16 protein-coding genes are annotated in these 23581 nt (G+C 73.7%); 4 read left to right on the plus strand and 12 right to left on the minus strand.

Features of this window, described 5'->3' with window-relative positions; genetic code table 11:
- Positions 1 to 2: 2 nt before the first annotated feature.
- Together AB0I22_RS03090 and AB0I22_RS03095 are read right to left on the minus strand one after the other, a co-directional pair.
- Positions 3 to 1568 (minus strand): TerD family protein, encoded by a 1566-nt coding sequence (locus tag AB0I22_RS03090; protein ID WP_363128849.1) that lies wholly within the window; start codon positions 1566 to 1568, stop codon positions 3 to 5.
- Between the two features lie 154 nt (positions 1569 to 1722).
- Complete coding sequence (locus AB0I22_RS03095; protein ID WP_363128850.1) at positions 1723 to 2319, minus strand: M48 family metallopeptidase; 597 nt, start codon at positions 2317 to 2319, stop codon at positions 1723 to 1725.
- A 171-nt stretch (positions 2320 to 2490) separates the two neighbouring features.
- Between AB0I22_RS03095 and AB0I22_RS03100 the strand changes: the two genes are divergently transcribed.
- On the plus strand, positions 2491 to 3660 hold the full coding sequence (locus AB0I22_RS03100; protein WP_363128851.1) for a ThiF family adenylyltransferase: 1170 nt from the start codon (positions 2491 to 2493) through the stop codon (positions 3658 to 3660).
- Between the two features lie 42 nt (positions 3661 to 3702).
- Positions 3703 to 5079, plus strand: a complete 1377-nt coding sequence (locus AB0I22_RS03105; RefSeq protein WP_363128852.1) for an AarF/ABC1/UbiB kinase family protein — start codon at positions 3703 to 3705, stop codon at positions 5077 to 5079.
- A gap of 30 nt (positions 5080 to 5109) precedes the next feature.
- On the opposite strand, the gene AB0I22_RS03110 is transcribed toward AB0I22_RS03105, so the two are convergent.
- From AB0I22_RS03110 to AB0I22_RS03130, 5 genes are all read right to left on the minus strand, one after another.
- Positions 5110 to 5310, minus strand: a complete 201-nt coding sequence (locus AB0I22_RS03110; protein WP_363128853.1) for a hypothetical protein — start codon at positions 5308 to 5310, stop codon at positions 5110 to 5112.
- 221 nt (positions 5311 to 5531) lie between these two features.
- Positions 5532 to 5843: a hypothetical protein gene (locus tag AB0I22_RS03115; protein ID WP_363128854.1), complete on the minus strand. Its 312-nt coding sequence runs from the start codon at positions 5841 to 5843 to the stop codon at positions 5532 to 5534.
- Positions 5840 to 6211, minus strand: a complete 372-nt coding sequence (locus AB0I22_RS03120; RefSeq protein WP_030878493.1) for a WhiB family transcriptional regulator — start codon at positions 6209 to 6211, stop codon at positions 5840 to 5842. Before AB0I22_RS03120 ends, AB0I22_RS03115 begins: the two co-directional genes overlap by 4 nt.
- A gap of 118 nt (positions 6212 to 6329) precedes the next feature.
- Positions 6330 to 6638 carry a hypothetical protein gene (locus AB0I22_RS03125; protein WP_363128855.1) on the minus strand — a complete coding sequence of 103 codons (309 nt, stop codon included), beginning with the start codon at positions 6636 to 6638 and terminating at the stop codon, positions 6330 to 6332.
- 143 nt (positions 6639 to 6781) lie between these two features.
- Positions 6782 to 9037, minus strand: coding sequence for an ATP-dependent DNA helicase UvrD2 (locus tag AB0I22_RS03130; protein WP_363128856.1), 2256 nt, complete (start codon positions 9035 to 9037; stop codon positions 6782 to 6784).
- Positions 9038 to 9235: 198 nt separating this feature from the next.
- On the opposite strand from AB0I22_RS03130, the gene AB0I22_RS03135 reads away from it, so the two are divergent.
- Complete coding sequence (locus AB0I22_RS03135) at positions 9236 to 9490, plus strand: glutaredoxin domain-containing protein (RefSeq protein ID WP_363128857.1); 255 nt, start codon at positions 9236 to 9238, stop codon at positions 9488 to 9490.
- A gap of 92 nt (positions 9491 to 9582) precedes the next feature.
- Here AB0I22_RS03135 and nudC read toward each other — a convergent pair whose 3' ends face one another.
- The 5 genes from nudC to AB0I22_RS03160 all read right to left on the minus strand — a co-directional run bounded on the left by nudC (position 9583) and on the right by AB0I22_RS03160 (position 20361).
- The gene (gene nudC / locus AB0I22_RS03140) at positions 9583 to 10515 is read right to left on the minus strand and encodes an NAD(+) diphosphatase (RefSeq protein ID WP_363128858.1); all 933 of its coding nucleotides are present in this window, start codon (positions 10513 to 10515) and stop codon (positions 9583 to 9585) included.
- Positions 10516 to 10585: 70 nt separating this feature from the next.
- Positions 10586 to 11989, minus strand: a complete 1404-nt coding sequence (locus AB0I22_RS03145) for a dipeptidase (RefSeq protein ID WP_363128859.1) — start codon at positions 11987 to 11989, stop codon at positions 10586 to 10588.
- A gap of 34 nt (positions 11990 to 12023) precedes the next feature.
- Positions 12024 to 15815 (minus strand): UvrD-helicase domain-containing protein, encoded by a 3792-nt coding sequence (locus AB0I22_RS03150; RefSeq protein WP_363128860.1) that lies wholly within the window; start codon positions 15813 to 15815, stop codon positions 12024 to 12026.
- A gap of 140 nt (positions 15816 to 15955) precedes the next feature.
- On the minus strand, positions 15956 to 19510 hold the full coding sequence (locus tag AB0I22_RS03155) for an ATP-dependent DNA helicase (RefSeq protein ID WP_363128861.1): 3555 nt from the start codon (positions 19508 to 19510) through the stop codon (positions 15956 to 15958).
- 482 nt (positions 19511 to 19992) lie between these two features.
- Positions 19993 to 20361 carry an MGMT family protein gene (locus AB0I22_RS03160; protein WP_363128862.1) on the minus strand — a complete coding sequence of 123 codons (369 nt, stop codon included), beginning with the start codon at positions 20359 to 20361 and terminating at the stop codon, positions 19993 to 19995.
- A 302-nt stretch (positions 20362 to 20663) separates the two neighbouring features.
- On the opposite strand from AB0I22_RS03160, the gene AB0I22_RS03165 reads away from it, so the two are divergent.
- Positions 20664 to 23534: a lysylphosphatidylglycerol synthase transmembrane domain-containing protein gene (locus tag AB0I22_RS03165; protein WP_363129094.1), complete on the plus strand. Its 2871-nt coding sequence runs from the start codon at positions 20664 to 20666 to the stop codon at positions 23532 to 23534.
- Positions 23535 to 23581 lie beyond the last annotated feature (47 nt).

Below are 23581 nucleotides of genomic sequence, written 5' to 3' on the forward strand. Positions count from 1 at the left end.
CTTCAGACCTCGTAGGGCTGGACGACGATGAAGTTGCCGGGCGCGCCGCGGAACTGGAGGTTCACGGTCTCGCCGGAGTGTCCCGGGTAGGCGTGCCGGCGCAGCCGGACCTGGCTGGAGATGATCACCTGCGCGGCGGCGGACCAGGCGACGACGGCGTTGCTGTCCGCGAAGGTGGTCGGGGTGACCGGCAGGACGACGGGGGTTCCGTGCGTCTTGACGACGACGGTGCCCTTGCCCTGGAACTGCATGGTGAACAGCGCACCGCCGGGGATGCCGTGGCCCTCGATGCGGCGCACCTCGTGGCGCAGTGACTCGTCGAAGGCGAGCACGGCGTCGGCGGAGACGCAGATCGCGTCGCCCTGGAGCTCGATGGGGTGCAGGTGGGCGGAGTTCTCCGCCAGGAAGACCTGGCCGCGGCCGGTGCAGCGCATCAGCTGCATCTCCTGGCCGGTGGCGTTGCCGACGATACGGCCGGCGAATCCGGCGCCCTTGTAGCCGAAGTCGACCTTGCCCTGGTAGAGCACCATGCTGCCCTGCCGGGCGAGGACGGGCCCGCCGTCGGCGCTCAGATCGACGCGGATCAGCCTGTCGTTCTGAGAGGTCCAGCGCGCTCCGTTCGGCGCCTCCCGGTACCGCGCGAGCGCGGCTTGGACGCCGGGCGCCGTGGTGTTCTCCTGCGGCGCCTGCGCCTCCGGGGGAAACGGCTGCGTCCCGGGGGAGGCGGCTTGCGGGCCTCCGTACGGTGCGGGGTGGCTGGGCTGGACGGTCTGGTCGTACGGGCCCGGCTGACCGGGCACGCCGGGCGGGGGCGGCGGGGGCTGGACGTGCGGCTGTGCCGGGCCGGGGAAGTGGCCGGGCGGCGCGATGGGGGCGGCGATGGTCGGCGCCGCGTGCACCGGTGGGGGCGGCGGCGGGCTCTGCCCCTGGGGCGGGCCGGGCGGCGGTGCGGCGGCCGCCGGGGGTGCGAAGGGCGGCGGTTCGGCCGGCGGCGGGGCGAAGCCCGGTACGGCGGGCTGCGCGGGCGGCTCGGCTTCCTCCGCCAGGACCTCGCCGCCGAAGTTCTTGAGCAGCGCTTCGAGTCCGCCGTCGAACCCCTGCCCGACGGCCGCGAACCGCCAGACGTCCTTGCGGTAGAAGTCGCCGAGCATCACCGCGCGCTCGGTGCTGAACTCCGTGCCGTCGAAGGAGTAGCGGGCGACTTCCTCGCCCCCGGCGACGATGCGCAGATAGCCGGGGCCGACCTGCGACATCTGGCCCGCGCCGTCGATCGTCGCGGTGAAGGAGAGCCGGTGGATCGCGGCGGGCACGCGGTCGAGGGTGACGCGGAACGACTCCGTGTCCCCCGCCTGCGCGCCGAGCTGCTGGATCGCCTCTTCGGGCGATGCGGGCTGGTTGAAGAAGATGAAGTAGCGGTCGTCCGAGAGCCGCTCCTCGGCGTCGAGACCGAACGCGCTGATGTCGAAGGAGAGGCCGGCCCCGGCGATCTGCACGCCCACGTACAGATCGGTCCCCGCCGTCAGGTCACTGATCCTGGCCTTGTGACCGCGCTGGAATTCCCTGGCCATGCGTCAGCCCGTCCCCCGTCCGTACCCTGCCGTGCTTGCGTTGCGACAGGCTAACGGCTGCCCAAGCCGGGCGGCGATGCCGGGGCACCGGGCCCGGTACGGCCGTGGGCCACGCTCGTCCGCCGCGTGGCCGGCCCCCCGCTACGGGCCGCGGCTATTCGCTGCGGGCCGCGGGCAGGTGCGGCAGCCGGTCCGCGGCGACCACGCCCTCCAGGTAGCCCCGGGCCCGCTCGGTGCGGGGGTAGGACTCCAGGAGGCGCCAGAAGCGCGGGCCGTGCCCCGGCACGAGCAGGTGGGCCAGCTCGTGGACGAGTACGTAGTCCACGACGTACTCCGGCATGCCCTGGAGGCGGTGCGACAGGCGGATGCTGCCTTCGGCGGGCGTGCACGAGCCCCACCGGGTGTTCTGGTTGGTGACCCAGCGGACGGAGGCGGGGCGGGCCCGGCCGCCGAGGTACTGGCCGGAGAGCCGCTCCGCGCGCTCGGCCAGTTCGGAGTCGCCCAGCATGCGCTTGTTCTCCTGCGCGGCGAGCTTCTCCAGCATCACGCCCACCCAGCGCTGCTCCTCGGCCTCGGACATCCGGGCCGGGATGAGGACCACGGTGCGGTCGCCCTCGCGGTACGCCGAGACCGTTCTGCGTCGGCGTGTGCTCCGGCGGACCTCGACCGCGTTCGCCCCGGACGAGCGGGACTGCGGGCTCGGGGCGCTGCGCGGTGATCTTGCGGCACTGTGCAGAGGGTCGACGGACACGTCTCGACGTTACCCGCTGGCGGCGACGGAAGTCCCGACCTCGCTCGGTTGTCGGGGGAAACACTCATCGGAGTGCACTACTTGTACGACAAACACGCCTGCCTGTGGATAACTTTCGGCAGCGATTCGCCGGGCCGCCCATGCTGGTTCCGACCGATGGGGGAGGCGATCATGCATCCGATGATCAAGCCCGCGCTGCGGCGCGGCTGGCGCAACCGCGACACCGTGCAGTTCGGGGTGGCGCCCGCACACGCCGTGGTGCTGGGCCCGGTGGACACGGCGACGGGGAGTTTCCTCGACCTGCTGGACGGGACGCGCGGCCTCCCGCTGCTGCGTGCCCAGGCCAAGGCGATGGGGCTGCCCGAGGGCCGGGCGGACTCGCTGGTGGAGCGGCTGGCCGCGGCCGGCCTGCTGGACGATCCGCTGGGCGGCGGGGAGCCCGCGGCCGCGCTGCGCGACACGGGCCCGGCCCTGGACCGGCTGCGGCCCGATCTGGCATCGCTCTCCGTGCTGCACTCGGAGCCGGGCGGCGCGCTGCGGCTGCTGGGGGCGCGCCGGGCGATGCGGGTACAGGTGCGGGGCGCGGGACGGGTGGGGGCCACGATCGCCGCCCTGCTGTCGGCGTCGGGGGTGGGGCAGGTCGATGTGCTGGAAGGGGGGTGCGTCGAGCCGTGGGACACGGTGCCGGGCGGCGTCCGCGCCGAGCAGATCGGTGAGCGGCGCGACGCCGCGGCCCGGCGGATCGTCCGGCAGTCCGCGCCGGGGTCGCGGCCGCGTGCCCGGTCTCGCCAGGACACGCCGCCCGACAGGGCGGGGGTGTCCGACGGAGCGGAGCAGCCGCCGCTGTCGCTGGTGGTGCTCGCGCCACGGGACGGCCTCGCGGCGTACGCGCCGGAACCGGCCGTCGCCGAACCTTTCATCGTGTCCGGGACGCCTCATTTGTACGCGGGTGTCATCGAATGCACAGGGGTGGTGGGGCCGCTGGTGCTGCCGGGCGGCTCGGCGTGTGCGGGCTGTCTGGAGCTGGGCCGGGCCGAGCGCGACCCCACCTGGCCCCGGATGCTCGCCCAGTGGCGGTCGGGTCGGGCGGTGGGGGTGCCGTCCTGCGACGCCGCGCTCGCTACGGTGGTCAGTGGGCTGGCGGCCGTGCAGGCGCTGGCCTTCCTGGACGGCCGGCCGCCGGAATCGGCGGGGGCCCGGCTGGAGGTCACGCTGCCGGGCGCGGGCTGGGCTCCACGGCGTATCGCTCCGCATCCGGCATGCTCGTGCGGAGCAGCAGGATCCGCTCATCCTGAATGCGCCTCGGCCTCGAAGCCGTTGCACGGGACAATGGTCGGGTAACAGTCGTACTCGGCGTGGCTGTTCAGGTAGTTGGAGGGGTGCATGTCTGATCTTCCCCGCAAAGCGGTCACCCGCACCGCCAAGTTGGCCGCGTTGCCACTCGGCTTCGCGGGCCGCGCCACCTGGGGGCTCGGCAAGCGGATCGGCGGCCGGTCGGCGGAGCTCGTGGGGCGCGAGCTGCAACAGCGCACGGCCGAGCAGCTGTTCAAGGTGCTCGGCGAGCTGAAGGGCGGTGCGATGAAGTTCGGGCAGGCCCTGTCGGTCTTCGAATCGGCGCTGCCCGAGGAGATCGCCGGGCCGTACCGGGCCACGCTGACCAAGCTCCAGGAGGCCGCGCCGCCGATGCCGACCCGCTCGGTGCACGCGGCGCTGGAGGAGCGGCTCGGCGAGGACTGGCGGGATCTGTTCACGGAGTTCGAGGACAAGCCGGCCGCCGCCGCGTCGATCGGGCAGGTACACCGGGCGGTGTGGCACGACGGGCGCGAGGTCGCGGTCAAGGTGCAGTACCCGGGGGCCGGCGAGGCGCTGCTGTCGGATCTCACCCAGCTGAGCCGGTTCGCGCGGCTGCTGGGGCCGCTGATTCCGGGCATGGACATCAAGCCGCTCATCTCCGAGCTGCGCGACCGGATCTCCGAGGAGCTGGACTACGAACTGGAGGCGCGGGCGCAGCGCGCCCACGCGCGGGAGTTCGCGCAGGACCCGGACGTGGTGGTGCCGGACGTGGTGCACCAGGGCGACCAGGTGCTGATCACGGAGTGGATGGGCGGGGTGCCGCTCTCCGAGGTGATAGAGAGCGGCAGCCAGGAGGAGCGGGACCGGGCCGGGCAGCTGCTGGCGCGCTTCCTCTTCTCGGGCACGGCCCGTACGGGGCTGCTGCACGCCGACCCGCATCCGGGCAATTTCCGGCTGCTGACGGGCGACGGCTCCGACGGCCCGCCGGAGTCGTGGCGGCTGGGCGTGCTGGACTTCGGCACGGTGGACCGGCTGCCGGACGGGCTGCCGCCGACGATCGGCACGGCGCTGCGGATGACGCTGGACGGCCATGCGGAGGGGGTCTTGGACCTGCTGCGGGAGGAGGGGTTCGTCAAGCCGTCGATCGAGCTGGACCCGGACGCGGTGCTGGACTATCTGCTGCCGATCATCGAACCGGCGCAAGTGACGAAGTTCACGTTCTCCCGGAGCTGGATGCGGGCGCAGGCGGCGCGGATCGCTGACCCGCGCTCCCCTGCCCACCAGCTCGCCCGGCAGCTCAATCTGCCGCCCTCGTATCTGCTGATACACCGGGTGACGACGAGCACCATCGGGGTGCTGTGCCAGCTCGGGGCGTCTGTACGGCTGCGGGACGAGTTGGAGGCGTGGGTGCCCGGGTTCCACGTGGGCGAGGAGTCCGAGGAGGCTTCCGAGGAGGCCCCCGCCTGACCGGGGCCCGCGCCTGACCGGGGCCCGCGCTCACCACCAGGGCGAGTCGAGGCGTCCTTCGATCGCTCTGATGTTGGCGCGGGCGCAGTCGTCGCAGAAGAAGCGGCGGGCGCCGTTCTCGACGGAGCAGGTCCAGGTCGGCGGCGTCCGGTCGGCGGCGGTGCCGCAACGGGCGCACACGACGGGAGTTTCAGGGTCCGACGGCACCTGTTCATGCGTCTTCTGGTCCACTCCCCGACGATATCCCCGCGAACGGTTCGTGCGGGGCACAACCCGGCCGACACCCGACTCACGCCCGATGGACACCCGACCGACACAGCGCGGCGGGCCGGCCCCGTCCTCATCGGGACAGGACCGGCCCGCCATGCCGCGTGGGCTGATCGCTCTGCGTCGCGCGACGAGCGATCCGCCGCTTCGGGCCGTGCGCGTTCGGGCGTGTGGCCGTTGGGCCGTCAGTGCATGACGGCCATGGCCAGGGCGCGGCGGGCGCGGAGCGAGGCACGCTCCGCGCGGCGCTGCATCCGGCGGGCGGTGGCCAGCCGGAGGGCCTTGCGCTCCGTGTCGGCCTCGCGCAGCCGATCGTTCATATGCGCGCGGGCCAAGGCTTCTGGGATGAGTTGCATTTCGAGGGTCCTGTTCTGGCTCGACTCCGTCGCACCGGAGGTGTCACGGGCGGGGGTCTCGGAGATGGGCGGGGTCATGATCTGGTCCTGCTTCTTGGGGTCGTGCGTCGCTGGGCGATCGATGGTGCCGAGGGTGCTCATGCTGTGACCGGGTTCTTGCGCGGACGGCCACGCGGGCGCTTGCGGGCCACCACCACGCCCTGGACGAAGAGCTCGCCGCCCCAGACGCCCCACGGCTCGCGGCGGTCCTTGGCGCCGGCCAGGCACGCCTCGCGGAGGGGACAGGTCTGGCAGAGGGACTTGGCGTACTCCACGTCGGCCGGGGTCTCGGCGAAGAAGACCTCCGGGTCGTAGGAGCGGCAGGGCACGGGTACGCCGAGGTTCTCGATCGCGTCGTCGAGGTCGGTGAGGGCGGTGAGCGGGGCGGGCGGGGTCAAGGAGTCCTCCGTAAGACCGGGCGGGGGGATCAGGTCGGTTGCTACTGACGGGGTGTGTGCCTTGAGTTGCACGGTCTTGTGTTCCTCGTCTGTCGGTCCGGCTTGTGGCCGGACGTATGGCAAAACAAAAGGGCCGCGAAACCCGGTGTGGGTTCCGCGGCCCTGGAAGGTGCCGACCTGATCGCGCCGATCAGGCTGGATCTCTCCAGGGTTCGAGGCCGCGGTAGGCCCACATGTGGTGCTGGTGCTGCGTCTTCGGGTCATTCAGGCTGTTCACGTAGCCGGCGCCCTTGAGCGACTCGGCGGATGCGAAGGCGCCTGCCTGCGCTGCCGCTGCCACTACTGCCTGTGCCTGAGTCGGCCGCTCACGCTCGGTAAAGCGCGATTCCACGACGCCGGACAGACCGGTGGCGGAAAGCGAAGCCAAGGAAGAGCCGCTCGGGCAGAAGGCGACGACCGGGCGATCGGTCAGTTTGGTGATGATCGTGAAGTTGCTCATTTGGTCTTCGCCTCCTCTCGGCGTCTCGTGGGACCGGCTGAACCAGTCCGCGGTTGTTAAGTACAGCACGAAATCATCGGTTCCAGGAAGAGCCGTTGACCTCGTGCTCGGAAGGCTATGGGTATGCCGTCCGCGCGCGCAAACTATTTTTTCTCAGAGTCTTCGGAAGATTTTTCCGCGGCGTCCGCGACATGCTCCGCGCTCGCGGCCTCAGCGGCGCCCGCCGCACCGTCGGCGGCCGTCAGGTCCTCGCCCGCGCACAGCGCCAAAACGTCGGCGCCGAACCTGCCGAGTTTGCGCACTCCCACCCCGGAGATGCCCGCGAGCTGCCCTTCGTTCTCCGGCACCGCCTCGGCGATGGCCAGCAGCGTCTTGTCCGTGAAGATGCAGTACGCGGGCTGCCCGAGCCCCTTGGCCCGCTCGGCGCGCCAGTCGTGCAGCCGCGCGTACAGCGCCTCGTCGAGCTCGGAGGGGCAGTCCTCGCAGCGCATGAGCTTCATCTCGCCCGCGTCCGTCAGCGTGCGGCCGCAGACCCGGCACCGGGCGGGCACCCGCCGCTTGCGGACGGGCGCGCCGGGGCGCTCCACGCCCCCTGCGCCGCCCGCGCTCGACGCCTCGGGCCGCCGGGCCCCCGAGCCGGGCCGCAGGCCGTTCAGGAAGCGGCTGGCGCGGCGCGTGGCGCGGCCGCCGGGGGTGCGGGACAGCGCCCAGGACAGGCCGAGGTGGAAGCGGGCCCGGGTGACGCCGACATAGAGGAGCCGTCGCTCCTCCTCGACCTGCTCGTCGGTCTTGGCGTAGGTGATCGGCATCATGCCCTCGGTGAGGCCGACCAGGAACACGGCGTCCCACTCCAGGCCCTTCGCCGCGTGCAGTGAGGCGAGCGTCACACCTTCGACGGTCGGCGCGTGCTGGGCGTTCGCGCGCTCGTCGAGCTCGACGACGAGGTCGGCGAGGGTCGCGTCCGCCTTGACCCGTACGAAGTCCTCGGCGAGCCGCACCAGGGCCGCGAGGGATTCCCAGCGGTCGCGGACCGAGCCGGCTCCGGCGGGCGGCTCGGGCGTCCAGCCCTTGGTGCTGAGCACCGCCCGCACCTGGGAGGGCAGCTCCACGATGTCGTCGAGCAGGGCGTCGTTGCCCCCGAAGCGGGCGGCCCCGCGCAGCACCGCCCGCGCCTCGCGCACCTCCGTACGCTCGAAGAACCGCTCGGCGCCGCGCAGCTGATAGGGCACCCCGGCGTCGGCGAGGGCGCCCTCGTAGACCGCGGACTGGGAATTGGCGCGGTAGAGGATCGCGATCTCGCTCGCGGGCACGCCCGAGGCGATGAGGTCGCGGACGCGGCGGGCGGTGCCTTCGGCCTCGGCGGGCTCGTCCGCGTACTCCGTGTAGGAGGGTTCGGGGCCGGCCTCGCGCTGCGAGATCAGTTCGAGGCGGTGTTCGGCGGCCCGGCCGCGGGCGTGGGCGAGGACGCCGTTGGCGAGGCTCACGACCTGGGGGGTGGAGCGGTAGTCGCGGATGAGCTTGACCACCGTCGCGTCCGGGTGCCGGTTGCGGAAGTTCAGCAGGTGGTCGGGGGTGGCGCCGGTGAAGGAGTAGATGGTCTGGCTGGCGTCGCCGACGACGCACAGGTTGTTCCGGTCGCCGACCCACAGGTCGAGGAGGCGCTGCTGGAGGGGGCTGACGTCCTGGTACTCGTCGACCACGAAGTGCTGGTACTGGCCGCGCACGGTCTCCGCGATGTCGTGCCGGTCCTGGATCACGCCGACGGTGAGCAGCAGCACGTCCTCGAAATCGATCACGCCGCGGTCGCGCTTGAGCTGCTCGTACGTGGCGTAGATCCGGCCGATCTCGGCCGGGTCGCGGGACGCCTCGCGACCGGCCTTGGCCATGGCGGCCGGATAGTCCTCGGGCACGGTCTGGGTGACCTTGGACCACTCGATCTCGCCCGTGACATCACGCAGTTCGTTGCGGTCGAGGCGGACGCGGCAGCGCGCGGCGGCCTCCGCGACCAACTGGACCTTGCGCTCGATCAGCCGCGGCACGTCGCCGCCGACGGCCTTGGGCCAGAAGTACTGGAGCTGGCGCAGCGCCGCCGAGTGGAATGTACGGGCCTGGACGCCGCCCGCGCCGAGCTGGCGCAGCCGTCCGCGCATCTCGCCCGCGGCGCGGGCGGTGAAGGTGACGGCGAGCACGTTCGCGGGCTGGAGTATCCCGGACCGGACGCCGTACGCGATGCGGTGGGTGATCGCGCGCGTCTTGCCCGTACCGGCCCCGGCCAGCACGCATACCGGACCGCGCAGGGCCGTGGCCACCTCGCGCTGCTCGGGGTCGAGCCCGTCGAGCACCGCGTCGGCAGAGTCCGGAACCTGAGGGAAGAGGGTGGAACGCGTTGCTGCTGTCACCCCGCCATGCTGCCAGGTCCGCTGGGACGACCGTGACGGTTGTCCACAGGCGTCCGGCTCCGGTCGTACTAATACCGGCCGATGCCGACTGATGCCGGGCCCGGCACGGACCGGGGTCGGGCCCGGACCGGGAATGGTCGGCGTCGGTTGCGCGTTCTACCACCGCAATCACGCCAGTACGAAGGAGCGCGAGGACTGATGTCGGGCACTGTGACGATGTACAGCACCACCTGGTGCGGCTACTGCCGCCGGCTGAAGGGCCAGATGGACCGCGAGGGGATCGCGTACACCGAGGTCAACATCGAGCACGATGCCGACTCCGCGGCCTTCGTGGAGAAGGCGAACGGCGGCAACCAGACCGTGCCGACGCTGCTGGTGGTGGCGGAGTCCGGCACCGAGTCGGTCATGACCAACCCGAGCCTGGCCCAGGTCAAGCAGGCCCTCGCCGCCTGACCGCCCGCGTCGAAGGGCCCGGATCCAGCTGGATCCGGGCCCTCGGTGTCTCTGCGGGCCCCGCCGCGGGCGGCGCGGGCCCGCAGGGCGGCTCAGGACTGCGGCAGCGGCTTGCCGTACCAGAGCTCGATGAGCCGGGCCGCGATCGAGATGCCCGTGGGCGGCAGGACCTCGCCGGAGTCGAACGCGGCCCGCAGGTCGTCCCGCGAGAACCAGCGGGCCTCGTGGATCTCCTCGCCGTCCACCTGGATCTCCGAGGACGTGGCCTGCGCCATGAACCCGAGCATCAGGCTGGACGGGAAGGGCCAGGGCTGGCTGGCGACGTACTCGACGTCGCCGACCACCACGCCCGCCTCCTCGGCGACCTCGCGCCGCACGGCCTGCTCGATCGACTCCCCCGGTTCGACGAACCCGGCGAGGGTCGAAAAGCGGCCCTCCGGCCAGTGCATCTGGCGGCCTAGCAGCGCCCGGTCCTCCTCGTCCGTCACCAGCATGATCACGGCGGGGTCGGTGCGGGGGTAGTGCTCGGCGCCGCACGCCTGGCAGCGGCGGATGTGCCCGGCGGCGGCCACGACGGTGCGCTCGCCGCAGCGCGAGCAGAAGCGGTGCAGCCGCTGCCAGTTCTCCAGCGCCACCGCGTGCACCAGGAGCCCCGCGTCGCGCGGCGACAGCAGCAGCCCCGCCTCGCGCAGGCCCGCCGGGCGCGCGGACTGGTCCATCCGGCCGGGCAGCGCGTCCTTCTGGAGCGCGAAGTAGCGGACGCCGTCCTCGTCCTCGCCGAGGAAGTAGCGGTGCGTCTCGGTGACGGGGGCCTCGAAGGCCGGGGTCATGACGAGTTCGGTGCGGCCGTCGGGGGTGTCGTCGATCAGAGCCTGACCGCCGGAGACCACGAAGACCCGCGTCGTGGGGTGGCTCCAGGCCGCGGCCAGCCACGCCTCGTCGAGCCGGTGGTGCGCGGCGCGGTCGATGCCGCTCTCGACGCTGAGCGTGATGGGCCGGCTGTCGGTGCGATCGGTGGTGGTCACGGCTGCTTCCAACTCCCCCTGCGAACGGGTGGTTTACGACTGGGCGTGCGCTGAAGCGCGTACTTGCGCGTCAGCTGTCGGTGGGCCAGTGCTCGGCGAGGTCGCCCCAGAGGTAGGCGGCCGTCTCGACGCCCTTCATGAGGAGGTCCAGTTCGACCTTCTCGTTCGGCGCGTGCCAGCCGTCCGAGGGCACGGAGATGCCCAGGAAGAGCACCGGGACGCCGAGCACGTCCTGGAGGTCGGCGGCCGGGCCCGAGCCGCCCTCGCGCGTGAAGCGGATCTGCTGCTCGAAGGCCCGCCCCATGGCCCGTACGACGGACTGGAGCGCGGGGTGGTCCAGCGGCGTCAGACAGGGGCGGGTCGCGCCCCAGAAAGTGATCTCGTGGCGGATGCCGGCCGGCAGGCGCGCGGCGATCCACTCGCGCACGCTCTGCTGGATCTTCTCGCCGTCCTGGCCGGCCACCAGCCGGAACGACAGCTTCAGCTGGGCGCTGGACGGCACGATGGTCTTCCCGCCGGGCCCCTGGTAGCCGCCGCTGATGCCGTTGACCTCGGCGGTGGGCCGCGCCCAGATCCGCTCCAGGGTGGTGTGCCCGGCCTCGCCGACGGTGGCGTGGGAGTGCGCGGTGCGCAGCCACCGCGACTCGTCGAAGGGCAGCTCGGCGAAGAGCTCGCGCTCGCGGTCGGTCAGCTCCACGACGCCGTCGTAGAAGCCGGGGACGGCGACCTTGCGCTCGTCGTCGTGGAGCGCGGCGGCCAGCCGGGCCGCCTCGGTGGCGGGGTTGGGCACCGCGCCGCCGAAGGAGCCGGAGTGGATGTCCTGGTCCGGCCCGTAGAGGTCGACCTGGCAGTCGGTGAGGCCGCGCATGCCGGTGCAGACCGTCGGGGTGTCCTCCGACCACATGCCGGTGTCGGAGACGATCACGGTGTCGCAGGCGAGGCGGTCGGCTCGGTCGCGGATCAGGTCGGGGAAGTTCGGGGAGCCGGACTCCTCCTCGCCCTCGATGAGGAGCTTGAGGTTGACCGCGGGCGCGGTGCGCCCGGTGGCCGCCAGGTGGGCCCGTACGCCCAGGGTGTGGAAGAACACCTGCCCCTTGTCGTCGGCGGCGCCGCGCGCGTACAGGCGACCGTCCTTGACGACGGGGTCGAAGGGGTCGGTGTGCCAGCCGTCCTCGCGGGCCGCGGGCTGCACGTCGTGGTGCCCGTAGACGAGGACTGTGGGGGCCGCCGGGTCGCCGGAGGGCCACTCGGCGAAGACCGCGGGCGCCCCGGCCGTCTCCCAGATCTCGGTGGTCGTGAAGCCCGTCGCGGTCAGCTTCGCGGCCAGCCATTCGGCGCTGCGGCGGACGTCGCCCGCGTGGCCGGGGTCGGCCGAGACGGAGGGGATGCGCAGCCACTCGGTGAGATCGTCGAGGAAGGCGGTGCGGTGACCGTCGAGGTACGTGCGGACGGCACTGTCCGGGGTGTTGCTCATGACATCGACCCTATCCGCCTGCGACCCGTGCCCATTACCGGGTTTCCTCGCCGCCGGACGGGCCGAGGAGGAGCTGTTCCAGGGCCGCGCGGTCCGGCAGTCCGGCGGGCCGGACGACCTCGCCGCTGCGTACGTACAGGAAGGCCGCCGAGACGGACGACAGCGGCAGTCCGTGCCGCTCGGCCCAGGCGAGGCGGTAGATCGCGAGCTGGAGGGGGTCGGCGTCGCGGCCGTGGCCGGTCTTCCAGTCGACGATCTCGTAGGTGTCGCCCTCGGGGCCGCTCTCCCGGTACACGGCGTCGATCCGGCCGCGGATCACCCGGCCCGCGAGGGTCAGCTGGACCGGCACCTCGACCTGGCAGGGGGTGCGGTGGGCGTACGGGGTGCGCTCGAAGGCTTCCTTGAGGGCGGCCAGGTCGCGTTCGTCGGCGATCTCGGGTTCGTCGTCGGCGCCGCCGGGCAGTTCGTCGGGGCCGAGCAGCGGCAGCGGCAGCGCCTCGAACCGGGACTCCACCCAGGCGTGGAACCGCGTGCCGCGACGGGCCGCGGGCTGCGGTGCGCGGGGCATGGGGCGGGCCAGGTCGCGTGCGAAGCCCTCGGGGTCGGCGGCGAGCCGCAGCAGCTGCGAGGCGCTCAGCGCGGACGGCAGGGGGACGTCCCGGACGGCCGCGCGGGTGCGCCGCAGCTCCCCGGCGAGCGCGTCGAGGTCCCGGTCCCAGGAGTCCGCGAGGCGCTGTTCCTCGGGCGGCAGGGGGGCTTCAGCGGCGTCAGGGGGGAGCACCGGCCGGGCGTCCGTCTCCCCGGCCGCCTCGCCGACCGGGGCGGGGTGCTCGCGCGCGGGCGCCGCGTCCCGGCCGGTAGCGGAATGCACCGGTCCGGCGGGCACGACGACGGGACCAACGCGGTGGCCGTGCCCCGCTTCGGCGCTCTCCATGGGGCGGGTGCGCGGGGCGGGGCCGATGCGCGTGCTGGCGCCCGTACCGGCTTCCGGGCCGCGGCGCGGCCCCGGCAGGGCGGAGGCCGTCGCCGGCGCCTCGGGCGGGTGGCCGCCGGGCCGCTCGGCCGCCGGCCAGTCGTCCCAGAGGCCGGCGCCGCCGTCTTCGGGCTGCGGGCCGCCGTACGGCTCCTCGTCCGGCGGCCCGTCGTACGGGTCCGGCTCGCCGTACGGGTCGTCGGCCGGCGGTTCGTACAGCGGCTCGTCGTCGAGGAGCGGGTCGGCGGGAAACGGCTCGTCCGGGGGCGGCGGGGCGGGCTCCTGATCGGCGTCCGGGGACGCGGTGTGCGGATACGGGCCGTCCCCGCGCTCGTGCGCCCCCTGCCCGCCAGGGGGCCCCGCCATGCGGTTCAGGTGGGCCATGACTGCGTCGGCGGCGGCGTGGCGGCGGGCGAGGGCCTGCGGGTCCAGGGGCAGCGGCCACGCGCGGTCCGCCTCCGACGCGGCGAGCACGGGGTTCTCCGCGCCCTCCTCCGGTGCGTCGGCCCATGCCTCGATCTCGCCGTAGCCCGCCTCGCAGTGCTCGCGCAGGGCCTCCAGGAACGCGGAGGGGCCCCGCGGCTTCTTCTGGGAGGGCCCCCACCAGTGGCCGGAGCCGAGCAGCAGGGAGCGGGGGCGGGTGAAGGTGACGTAGCCGAGGCGGAGTTCCTCGGTCTCCTGGTGGGCCTTTATGGCCGCCTTGAAGGCGGCCATCCCCTTGGCGTCCCACGCCTTGATGTCCGGCAGCGTGCCGGCGTCGCCGCGCAGCGCGTGCGGCAGCACCTTGGCCTGGGCCGTCCAGGACTCGCGGGACTGCTCGCTGGGGAACTGCTTGCCGACCAGCCCGGGTACGGCGACGACGTCCCACTCAAGTCCCTTGGACTTGTGGGCGGTGAGCACCTTGACGGTGTCCTCCCCTCCGGGGAGGGAGCTGTCGAGTCCCTTCTCGTACTGCTCGGCGGTGCGCAGGAAACCCAGGAAGGCGAGCAGCGTGGTCTCGCCGCCCAGGGCGGCGAAGCCCGCCGCGATGTCGAGGAAGCTCGAAAGGGTCTCGCGGCGCCGGGCGGCCAGCGCGTGCGGGGAGGCGGAGAGCTCGACCTCCAGGCCGGTGGTGGCCAGCACCCGGTGCAGGACGTCCATGAGCGGGTCGGCCAGGGAGCGGCGCAGGTCGCGCAGTTCGGCGGCGAGCCGGGCGAAGCGCACCCGGGCCTCGGCGGAGAACGGCAGCCCGTCGTCCGGGGCGGAGGCATCGGCCGCCAGGAAGGTGTCGAGGGCGTCGGCCAGGGAGACCGTCTCGGCCGGGTCGACGCCCTCCACGGCCTCGGCCAGCCTGCGGTCCGGGTCGCTCTCGCCGCCGCCGTAGGGCACGAGCGTACGGGCGCGGCGGCCCAGCAGCGCCAGGTCGCGCGGGCCGATGCGCCAGCGCGGGCCGGTCAGCAGCCGGACGAGCGCGGCGTTGGCCGTCGGGTCCTGGAGGACCTCGCAGACGGCGACGAGGTCGGCGATCTCCGGCAGGTGCAGCAGCCCGGAGAGGCCGACGACCTCGACCGGGATGTCCCGCTCGACCAGTTCCCCCTGGACGCGCGCGAAGTCCCCGGCCGTGCGGCACAGCACGGCGATGCCGCCCGGCCGGGTGCCGGTGCGCACCAGGTGGGCGATGGAGTCGGCGAGCCAGGCCAGCTCCTCGGCGTGGGTGGGCAGCAGCGCGCACCGTACGAGGCCGTCGCGCTCGGCTCCGGGGGCGGGGCGCAGCGCCTCCACGCCCTCGTGGCGGGCGCGCAGCGGGGCGGCGAGGCGGTTGGCGAGGTCGAGGAGGCGGCCGCCGCTGCGGCGGTTCTCGCTGAGCGCGAAGCGCCGCGCGGGGGTGCCGTCCTCGTACGGGAAGTGGTCCGGGAAGTCGTCGAGGTTGGCCACGGAGGCGCCGCGCCACCCGTAGATGGCCTGGCAGGGGTCGCCGACGGCGGTGACGGCGTGCCCCGTGCCGCCCCCGAACAGTCCGGAGAGCAGCAGCCGCTGGGCCACGGACGTGTCCTGGTACTCGTCGAGGAGGACCACCGCGAACTGCTCGCGCAGGATGCGGCCGACCTCCGGCCGGTCCTGGGCCAGCCGGGCGGACAGGGCGATCTGGTCGCCGAAGTCGATGAGGTCGCGGTCGCGCTTCTCCTTGCGGTACCCGCCGATCAGGTCGAGGAGTTCGAGGCGGGCGCGGGCGGCGTCGGGGGCCTTGCGCAGATCGGGGTTGCTGAGCTTGGCGCCTTCCAGGGTGCGCAGCAGCGCGGTGTCATGCGCGCGCAGCCGCTCCGGGTCCACCAGGTGCTCGGAGAGTTCGCCGTCGAGGGCGAGGAGGTCGGCGACGAGGTCGCTGAAGGAGCGGGTGAGCGCCGGGTAGGGGCCGGGCGAGGTGCGCAGGACGCGGGCGGCGAGCTGGAAGCGCGTGGCGTCGGCGAGCAGCCGGGAGGTGGGCTCCAGGCCGATGCGCAGGCCGTGCTCCTTGAGGAGCCGGCCGGCGAACGCGTGGTACGTCGAGATCTGCGGATCACCAGGCGCCTCGTCGGGGTCGATCGGCTCCGGGTCGGTGACACCGGCTTCGACGAGGGCCTTGCGGACCCGCTCGGACAGCTCGCCCGCCGCCTTGTTGGTGAAGGTGAGGCCCAGCACCTGCTCGGGCGCGACCTGGCCGGTGCCGACCAGCCAGACGACGCGCGCGGCCATCACCGTGGTCTTGCCGGACCCGGCTCCGGCCACGATGACCTGCGGGGCGGGCGGCGCGGTGATGCAGGCCGTCTGCTCCGGGGTGAACGGGATGCCGAGGAGCTCCTTGAGCTGCTCGGGATCGGTGATGCGTGCTGCCACTCCAGTGAGGCTAACGGCGCCCACTGACAACCGGCGACCATCAGCCGTCAGGGGGCTCCCGGCCCCCTGCGACACCCTTGCCATCGAACTTGCCATCGAACGAAGCGCTCTGCGCCCCTGTCCCCGGAGGGTGTCACGCGTCACTCCACGATGTGCTGCCCCTCCGGGCGGGCCGTGCAGGAGCTGCGGAAGGAACAGCGGGTGCAGTGCTGGCCCGGGCGGGGGGCGAAGCGTTCGTCGAGTACGCGGCCCGCGGCGGTGGCCAGCAGGTCGCTCACCCACTCCCCTTCGGGGGGTTCCTGGGCCTGCACCTTGGGCAGGGCCTCCCCGCCGTCCTTCTTCGCCGCGCCCTGGCGCAGCTGCACCAGTTCCGCGCCGCCGTCCTCGGGGCGCCGCCCGCCGAACAGGTCGTCGACCGCGCCTTCGCGCACCGCCAGCTGATAGGCGGCGAGCTGCGGGTGGCGGGCGACGTCGTGCGCGGTCACGGCGGCCTTGCCGGTCTTGAAGTCGACCACGTAGGCGCGCCCCTGGGCATCCGTTTCCACGCGGTCCATGGAGCCGCGGATGCGCACCATATAGGCGTCGGTTTTGAGGGTGACGTCGAAATCGTGCTCCGTGGCGACGGTCGAGCGGCCGCCGCGCTCCATGACGTGCCAGCGGAGGAAGCGGTCCAGGGCGGCGCGCGCGTTCTCCTTCTCCTGCCGCGATTTCCAGGGGGCCTCGAAGGCGAGCGCGTCCCAGACGGAGTCGAGGCGCTCCATGAGGACCGCGAGGTCGGCGGGGGTGCGCCCGGACGCCACTTCGTCGGCCAGTACGTGCACGACGTTGCCGAACCCCTGCGCGGCGGTGGCCGGCGCGTCGGCCTTCACCTCGCGGCCGAGGAACCACTGGAGGGAGCAGGTGTTGACGAGCTGGTCCAGGGCGGACCCGGAGAGCGCGACGGGGCGGTCGCGGTCGCGCAGCGGCACCGCGCTGTGCGTCGGTTCGTTCAGGCCCCACCAGCGGTACGGGTGGGCCGCCGGTACGAGCGGCTGCCCCTCGTCGTCGTGCAGCGCCGCGAGTCGGGCGAGCCGCTGGGCGGCGGCGGCCCGCAGCTCGTCCGAGGCTGCGGGGTCGACGGTGGTGGCCCGCAGTTCGGCGACGAGGGCGGCGACGGCGAGGGGGCGGCGCGGGCGCTGCGTGACGTCCACGGGCTCGGTTCCGAGTTCGCCGAGGAAGCGGGAGGGCTGGTCGCCGTCGTCCGCGGCGGCCTTGACCGCGGTGACGACGAGGCGCTCGCGCGCGCGGGTGGCCGCGACGTAGAACAGCCGCCGCTCCTCGGCGAGGAGCGCGCCCGGCGGCAGGGGGTCGGCGAGTCCGTCGCGGCCGATCCGGTCGGCCTCCAGCAGCGAGCCGCGCCGCCGCAGGTCGGGCCAGAGCCCTTCCTGTACGCCCGCGACGACCACCAGCCGCCACTCCAGGCCCTTGGCGCGGTGCGCGGTCATCAGCCGCACGGCCTCCGGCCGCACGGACCGGCCGGAGAGGGTATCGGCGGCGATGTCCTGCGCGTCCAGCTCGTCGAGGAAGTTGAGCGCGCCCCGGCCGCCGGTGCGCTGCTCGGCGCGCGCGGCGGTCTCGAAGAGCGCGCACACCGCGTCCAGGTCCCGGTCGGCGTTGCGCCCGCCGGGGCCGCCTCTGCGGGCCGTACGCTCCAGGCGGTCCGGCCAGGAGGTGCCGGACCACAGCTCCCAGAGCGCCTGTTCGGCGGTGCCGCCGCCGGCGAGCAGTTCGCGGGTCTTGCGCAGCAGATCGCCGAGTATCCGCGCGCCCCGCGCGTACGCCGGGTCGTGCGCCACGAGGCGCTCCGGCTGGGCGAGCGCCTCGGCTATCAGTACGTCCGACGGCCGCGGTACGCCCTTCCCCGCCGCCCGCTCCTCCTCGCGCAGCGCCCGCCCCAGCCGCCGCAGATCGGCCGCGTCCATGCCGCCTAGGGGCGAGCCGAGGAGGGTGAGCGCCGTCTCGACGTCCAGGGAGGAGGGGGGCGGGGCGAGAGCGTCCATGGGCTCGACAGCTTCCGCAGGCTCATCAGCTTCCGCAGGCCCGTCAGTTTCCACAGACTCGTCGGCGTCCGCGGGTTCGTCAGAGTCACGGGCCTCGTCGGTGTCCGCGGGTTCTTCCAAGTCCAGGACCCCGTCGGCGTCCGGGACCTCCTCGGCGGCCGGGGCGGTGCCCGCTGAGAGCGCGTCCCCCGGCCCGTACAGCCCGTGCGGCTCGTGCGAAGCGCCGGTCCCCTCCCCCGGCCCGTACGCCCCCTCCCGTTCCGCCAGCGCGGCCTCCGCCGCCGCCCGCAGGGCCGTGAGCAGCGGGCCGACCGCCGGTTCGTGGCGCAGCGGTATGTCGTCGCCGTCGACCTCGACGGGAACGCCCGCCGAGGTCAGCGCCCGGCGCACGCCGGGGAGGGAGCGCGCGCCGGCGCGTACGAGGACGGCCATGTCGGGCCAGGGGATGCCGTCCTCCAGGTGCGCCCGGCGGAGGATGTCGGCGATGTTGTCGAGTTCGGCGCCGGGGGTCGGGAAGGTGAGGGCGTCGACCCGGCCGCCGGGGCGTACGGCCGCCAGGTCGCGGTGGGCGCGTACGGCGGCGGCCGGGAGGCGGGTGAGGGGCATGCGGCGGGTGAGGAGGCGGGTGGCGGCCAGCAGGTCCGCGCCGGAGCGGCGGGAGGTGGTGAGGACCTCGACGGGCGCCGGGGAGCCGTCCGTACGCGGAAAGGCGTCCGGGAAGTCGAGGATGCCGTTGACGTCGCCGCCGCGGAAGGCGTAGATCGACTGGTCCGGGTCGCCGAAGGCGACGAGGGTCCGGCCGCCGCCCGCCAGGGCGCGCAGCAGCCGCAGCTGGGCCGCGTCCGTGTCCTGGTACTCGTCCACGTAGACCGCGTCGTACCGGGAGGCCAGCTCCGCGGCCGCCTCCGACCGCTCGGCCAGCAGCACCGCCCGGTGCACGAGCTCCGCGTAGTCCAGCACCCCGCGCGCGTCCAGGACGTCCAGGTACTCCGCGAGGAAGGCCGCCGCCGCGCCCCAGTCCGGGCGCCCCGTGCGGCGCGCGAAGTCGTCGAGCGCGCCGGGGCCCAGCCCCAGCTCGCGGCTGCGCGCGAGGACGGCGCGCACCTCGTCGGCGAAGCCGCGCGTGGTCAGGCACGCGCGCAGCTCGTCGGGCCAGCGCACGCCCCCGCGCCCCGCGCGCCCCAGTTCGGCCTGTCCCGCGAGCAGCTCCCGCACGGCGACGTCCTGTTCGGGGCCGGACAGCAGCCGCAGCGGGTCGGCGAAGAGATCGGCGTCCTGGTGGGCGCGGACCAGGGCGTAGCAGTACGAGTGGAAGGTCGTGGCCTGCGGGCCCGTCGCGCCGGCGCCGAGCCGGGCCGCCATCCGGTCGCGCAGTTCGACGGCGGCCTTCCGGCTGAAGGTGAGGACGAGGACGCGCTCCGGGTCGCCGCCCCGCCGTACGCGCTCGGCGACCGCCTCGACGAGGGTGGTCGTCTTCCCGGTGCCGGGGCCGGCGAGGACGAGCAGCGGGCCGCCGGGGTGGTCAACCACCGCGCGCTGCCGTGCGTCCAGCTCAGGAGGGGCCACGGGTCCCGGCCGGGCGCGCACCAGGCGGTAGCCGCCCGATGGCGGTCGCACCTGTGGGTGCGACGAGCGGGACGAGAAGGAGGAGCTCACGTGGATCGCCGGTCCTGGTGGGTGTGCTGGGTGCCTTGCGGCCGTACGTGCCGGGTGGTGGCCGGGGGGTGAGGGCAGTTCCCGACGCTACGCCAGAGGGCCAGTGGGGCGCAGCGCGTCCCGGGAGCCGCCGGTCCGGTGCGGCCGCCTCACCCGTTCGGGCCAGTGGGCGGCAACGGGATCGTGCCCGTACTCCGTACGGGCTCCGATGCGCGTCCGCACCCTCCGGGTGGCGGAAGCTGTCATACGTGAGGAGTACCTTCGCCGCCGCCCCGCCCGGGGGCCCGGCCACCGCCCGGACCGCCGGAGCCGCCGCCGCGCGGCCCGCCGTCGGCCCTGCCGTCCCCGTAGGGACCGCCGCCGCCCCTGTCGCCCTCGTACGGACCGCCGCCGGCCCCACTGCTGTACGGACCGCCGCCGCCCCGCCCGTCGCCCGTACCGCCGTCGGGCCCGCCCTCGTACGGACCGCCGCCGCCCGTATCTCAGCCGTCGTCGGCGCCGCCCCCGCCCCAGCGCGCGTGCCTCATGTCGATCCGCGGCACATGCCCCTCGGCCGAGCGCGCGGCGGCGCGCAGCGGGGTCGCCTCGTCGCGGTAGTGCTCCAGCGCCCGCAGCTCGCTGCCGGGCAGCATGGCGCCGTCCGCGCGGACCACACGCCACCACGGCACGGCGCCTCCGTAGAGCGCCATCACGCGTCCCACCTGGCGGGGGCCGCCCTCGCCGAGCCATTCGGCGACGTCCCCATAGGTCATCACGCGGCCGGGCGGGATCTCTTCGGCGACCGCCAGCACCCGCTCCGCGTACTCGGGGAGTTCGTCGGCCGCCCGTACGTGCTCGCTCATCCGACCCATCCTGCCGTACCCCACCGACAGTGGCCCAGCGCGTTCCTGAATTCGATCACCGTAGGTGTACGGATGTGCGACGGAGCGTACGATCTCGGTTCCGCGCCCCCGAAATGCACCCTGATGCCCCCCTGTACGGCGTGGCCATGCCACCATCTTCCGGGCGGTGACTGGTGATACGAGATCAAGAAGAAACGGACGAGCAGCAGGGCGCGCAGCCTCCCGAGGGGGAGCGCGCCCGCGAAGTGCTGCCCTGCTCCGACGGATCACACGCCTCCGACGAGCACCGCTGCGAGGACGACGAGGCCCATATCGACCGGGTCTCCGGTGACGAACCGCTGCTGCCCGCCCGGGTGCACCGCCCCTCCGACCTGGTCCGGCTCTTCCTCGGCATCCTCGGTCTGGCACTGGTGCTCGCGCTCGCCGCGTTCGCCCACAGCACCACCGCCGGCCTGGAAAAGGACATCGGCGACTCCACCGGCAAGGCGCCGCAGCTCCTGGCCGACTTCGCGGGGCTGACGGCCAATATCGCCGTCTTCATCGTCCCGGTGGCGTTCGCCATGGAACGGCTCATCAAACGCGACGGGCTGCGCATCGCCGACGGCGTGCTCGCCGCCGTCCTCGCGCACGGCGTCTCGCTGGCCACCGACCTCTGGGTGGCCCGCGCCGCCCCCGAGACGATCAGCGACGCGCTCACCCGGGCCGCGCCGAGCGGCGGCGTCACCGACCCCGTGCACGGCTATCTCGCCCCCGTGATCGCCTATATGACGGCCGTCGGGATGTCGCGCCGGCCGCGCTGGCGCGTCGCGATGTGGGCCGTGCTGCTGCTGGACGCCTTCGCGGTGCTGGTCGGCGGCTACACCACACCGTTCTCGATCGCCGTCACCGTGCTGATCGGCTGGACCGTCGCGTACGGCACGCTGTACGCCGTCGGCTCCCCGAACGTACGGCCCACCGGCCAGAACCTCCTCGCCGGGCTGCGCCGCGTCGGCTTCAAGCCGGTGACCGCGCTGCGCTCGGAGGACGTACCGGACGGCGAGCACGCGAGCCACCACGACCGCGGCCGCCGCTACATCGTCACCCTGGAGGACGGCCCGCCGCTCGACGTGACGGTCGTCGACCGCGAGCAGCAGGCCCAGGGCTTCTTCTACCGCGTCTGGCAGCGGCTCGCGCTGCGCGGCTTCACCCAACGCCGCAGCCTCCAGTCCCTGCGCCAGGCGCTGGAGCAGGAGGCGCTGCTCGCGTACGCGGCCATCGCCGCCGGCGCCAACGCGCCCAAGCTGATCGCGACCTCCGAACTCGGTCCGGACGCGGTCATGCTCGTGTACGAGCACATCGGCGGCCGCACCCTCGACGCACTGCCGGACGAGGAGATCACCGACGAGCTGCTGGCGGGCGCCTGGAAGCAGCTCAAGTTCCTCCAGTCGCGGCGCATCGCGCACCGGCGGCTGGACGGCGACGCCCTCCTGGTGGATCGTTCCGGCAACGTGGTGCTCACCGACCTGAGCGGCGGCGAGATCGCCGCGGGCGATCTGGTGCTGCGCATGGACATCGCGCAGCTGCTGACCACGCTGGGCCTGCGGGTCGGGGCCGAGCGGTCGGTGGCCGCGGCCGTCGACATGCTCGGCCCCGATGCCATCGCCGACAGCCTGCCGCTGCTCCAGCCGCTGGCGCTGACCCGCATCAGCCGCGCCACGCTGCGCCAGCTGGCGCGCGAGCGCTCGCAGCGCGAGCGGGAGGCGGTGCTGGAGGCGTCGCATGCCCGTAAGGCGGCCAAGGAGGCCAAGGCCGCGGAGGAGGCAGAGGAGGCGGAGGAGAAGGCGCGGGCGGCCGAGGCGGCCGAGGCCGTAGCGGCTGGAGAGACCGAAGGGGCCGCCCGGGCTGTCGAGGAAGCCGGGGCCGCGGGGGCCGATCAGGTCACTGGGTCCGTCGAGGCCGCCGATGAGGCACGGTCCGGAGCCACGGCCGGGTCGGCCCAGACCGTGAGCATGGCCAAGACCGGTGGCGGAGCCACGGCCAGTAGTGCGGTCAAGGCCGGCAATGGAACCGGCAATGGAACCAGAACCGGCAGTGGGGCCGACGGCGACGCCGAGGCCGGCGGCGGCAGCGACCGCAAGGCGGCCAGGGCCGAGCGGCAGGCGGAGAAGCGGGCGCTCGACGAGGCCGCCGAGGACGCCCGTGAAGAGGACCTGCTCTCCCAGATCCGTCAGCAGGTGCTGCTGATCCGGCCGCAGGCGGCGATAGAGCCCGTCCGGCTGGAGCGGATCAAGCCGCGCACGCTGTTCACCTTCATGGCGGGCACGCTGGCCGCGTACTTCCTGCTCTCGCAGCTCACCAACACCCCGATCGGCGACATCGTCAGCAACGCCAACTGGGTGTGGGTGGCGGTCGCCGTGTTCTTCTCCGCGCTCACCCAGGTCGCCGCCGCGTTGAGCCTGCTGGGGTTCGTACCGGAGAAGGTCTCCTTCCGCCGTACGGTCGTCGCCCAGGTCGCGAGCTCGTTCGTGAAGCTGGTCGCCCCCGCCGCGGTCGGCGGCGTCGCCCTCAACACGCGCTTCCTCCAACGCGCCGGGGTGCGGCCGGGACTGGCCGTGGCGAGCGTCGGGGCGTCGCAGCTGTTCGGCATGGTCTGCCACATCCTGCTGCTGCTGTCCTTCGGGTACGTGACCGGAACGGAGCGCGCCTCGTCGCTGTCGCCGTCCCGGACGGTGATCGGCGGGCTGCTCACGGCCGCGGTCCTCGTGCTCGTCGTCACCGCCGTGCCGTTCCTCCGGAAGTTCGTCGTGACGCGGGTGCGGTCGCTGTTCGCGGGCGTGGTGCCGCGCATGCTGGACGTGCTCCAGCGGCCGCAGAAGCTCGCGACGGGCATCGGCGGGATGCTGCTGCTGACGGCCGCCAACGTGATGTGCCTGGACGCCGCGACGCGCGCCTTCGGCGGGGACCTGAGCTATGCCAGTACGGCGGTGGTCTTCCTCACCGCCAACGCCATCGGCTCCGCCGCGCCGACGCCGGGGGGTGTCGGGGCGGTCGAGATCGCGCTGACGTCGGCGCTGACGCTGGCGGGGATGCCGGCGGATGCCGCGCTGTCCGCGGTGCTGGTGTTCCGGCTGATGGTGTTCTGGCTGCCGGTGATTCCGGGGTGGATCTCGTTCACGTATCTCACCCGCAAGGGAGCCATTTAGTAGTCGGCGCGGTCGGGGGTGTCCTCAAGCGCCGGACGGGCTGGGAT

It is taken from the genome of Streptomyces sp. NPDC050610, assembly GCF_040654875.1.
GTDB lineage: Bacteria > Actinomycetota > Actinomycetes > Streptomycetales > Streptomycetaceae > Streptomyces.

What these genes read in the sequence shown, in the direction of transcription:
- AB0I22_RS03105 (WP_363128852.1), top strand. Translation starts at nt 3,703, where the DNA reads ATGTCTGATCTTCCCCGCAAAGCGGTCACCCGCACCGCCAAGTTGGCC.
- AB0I22_RS03115 (WP_363128854.1), bottom strand. Translation starts at nt 5,843, where the DNA reads ATGAGCACCCTCGGCACCATCGATCGCCCAGCGACGCACGACCCCAAG.
- AB0I22_RS03100 (WP_363128851.1), top strand. Translation starts at nt 2,491, where the DNA reads ATGCATCCGATGATCAAGCCCGCGCTGCGGCGCGGCTGGCGCAACCGC.
- AB0I22_RS03125 (WP_363128855.1), bottom strand. Translation starts at nt 6,638, where the DNA reads ATGAGCAACTTCACGATCATCACCAAACTGACCGATCGCCCGGTCGTC.
- AB0I22_RS03160 (WP_363128862.1), bottom strand. Translation starts at nt 20,361, where the DNA reads ATGGGTCGGATGAGCGAGCACGTACGGGCGGCCGACGAACTCCCCGAG.
- AB0I22_RS03145 (WP_363128859.1), bottom strand. Translation starts at nt 11,989, where the DNA reads ATGAGCAACACCCCGGACAGTGCCGTCCGCACGTACCTCGACGGTCAC.
- AB0I22_RS03135 (WP_363128857.1), top strand. Translation starts at nt 9,236, where the DNA reads ATGTCGGGCACTGTGACGATGTACAGCACCACCTGGTGCGGCTACTGC.
- AB0I22_RS03090 (WP_363128849.1), bottom strand. Translation starts at nt 1,568, where the DNA reads ATGGCCAGGGAATTCCAGCGCGGTCACAAGGCCAGGATCAGTGACCTG.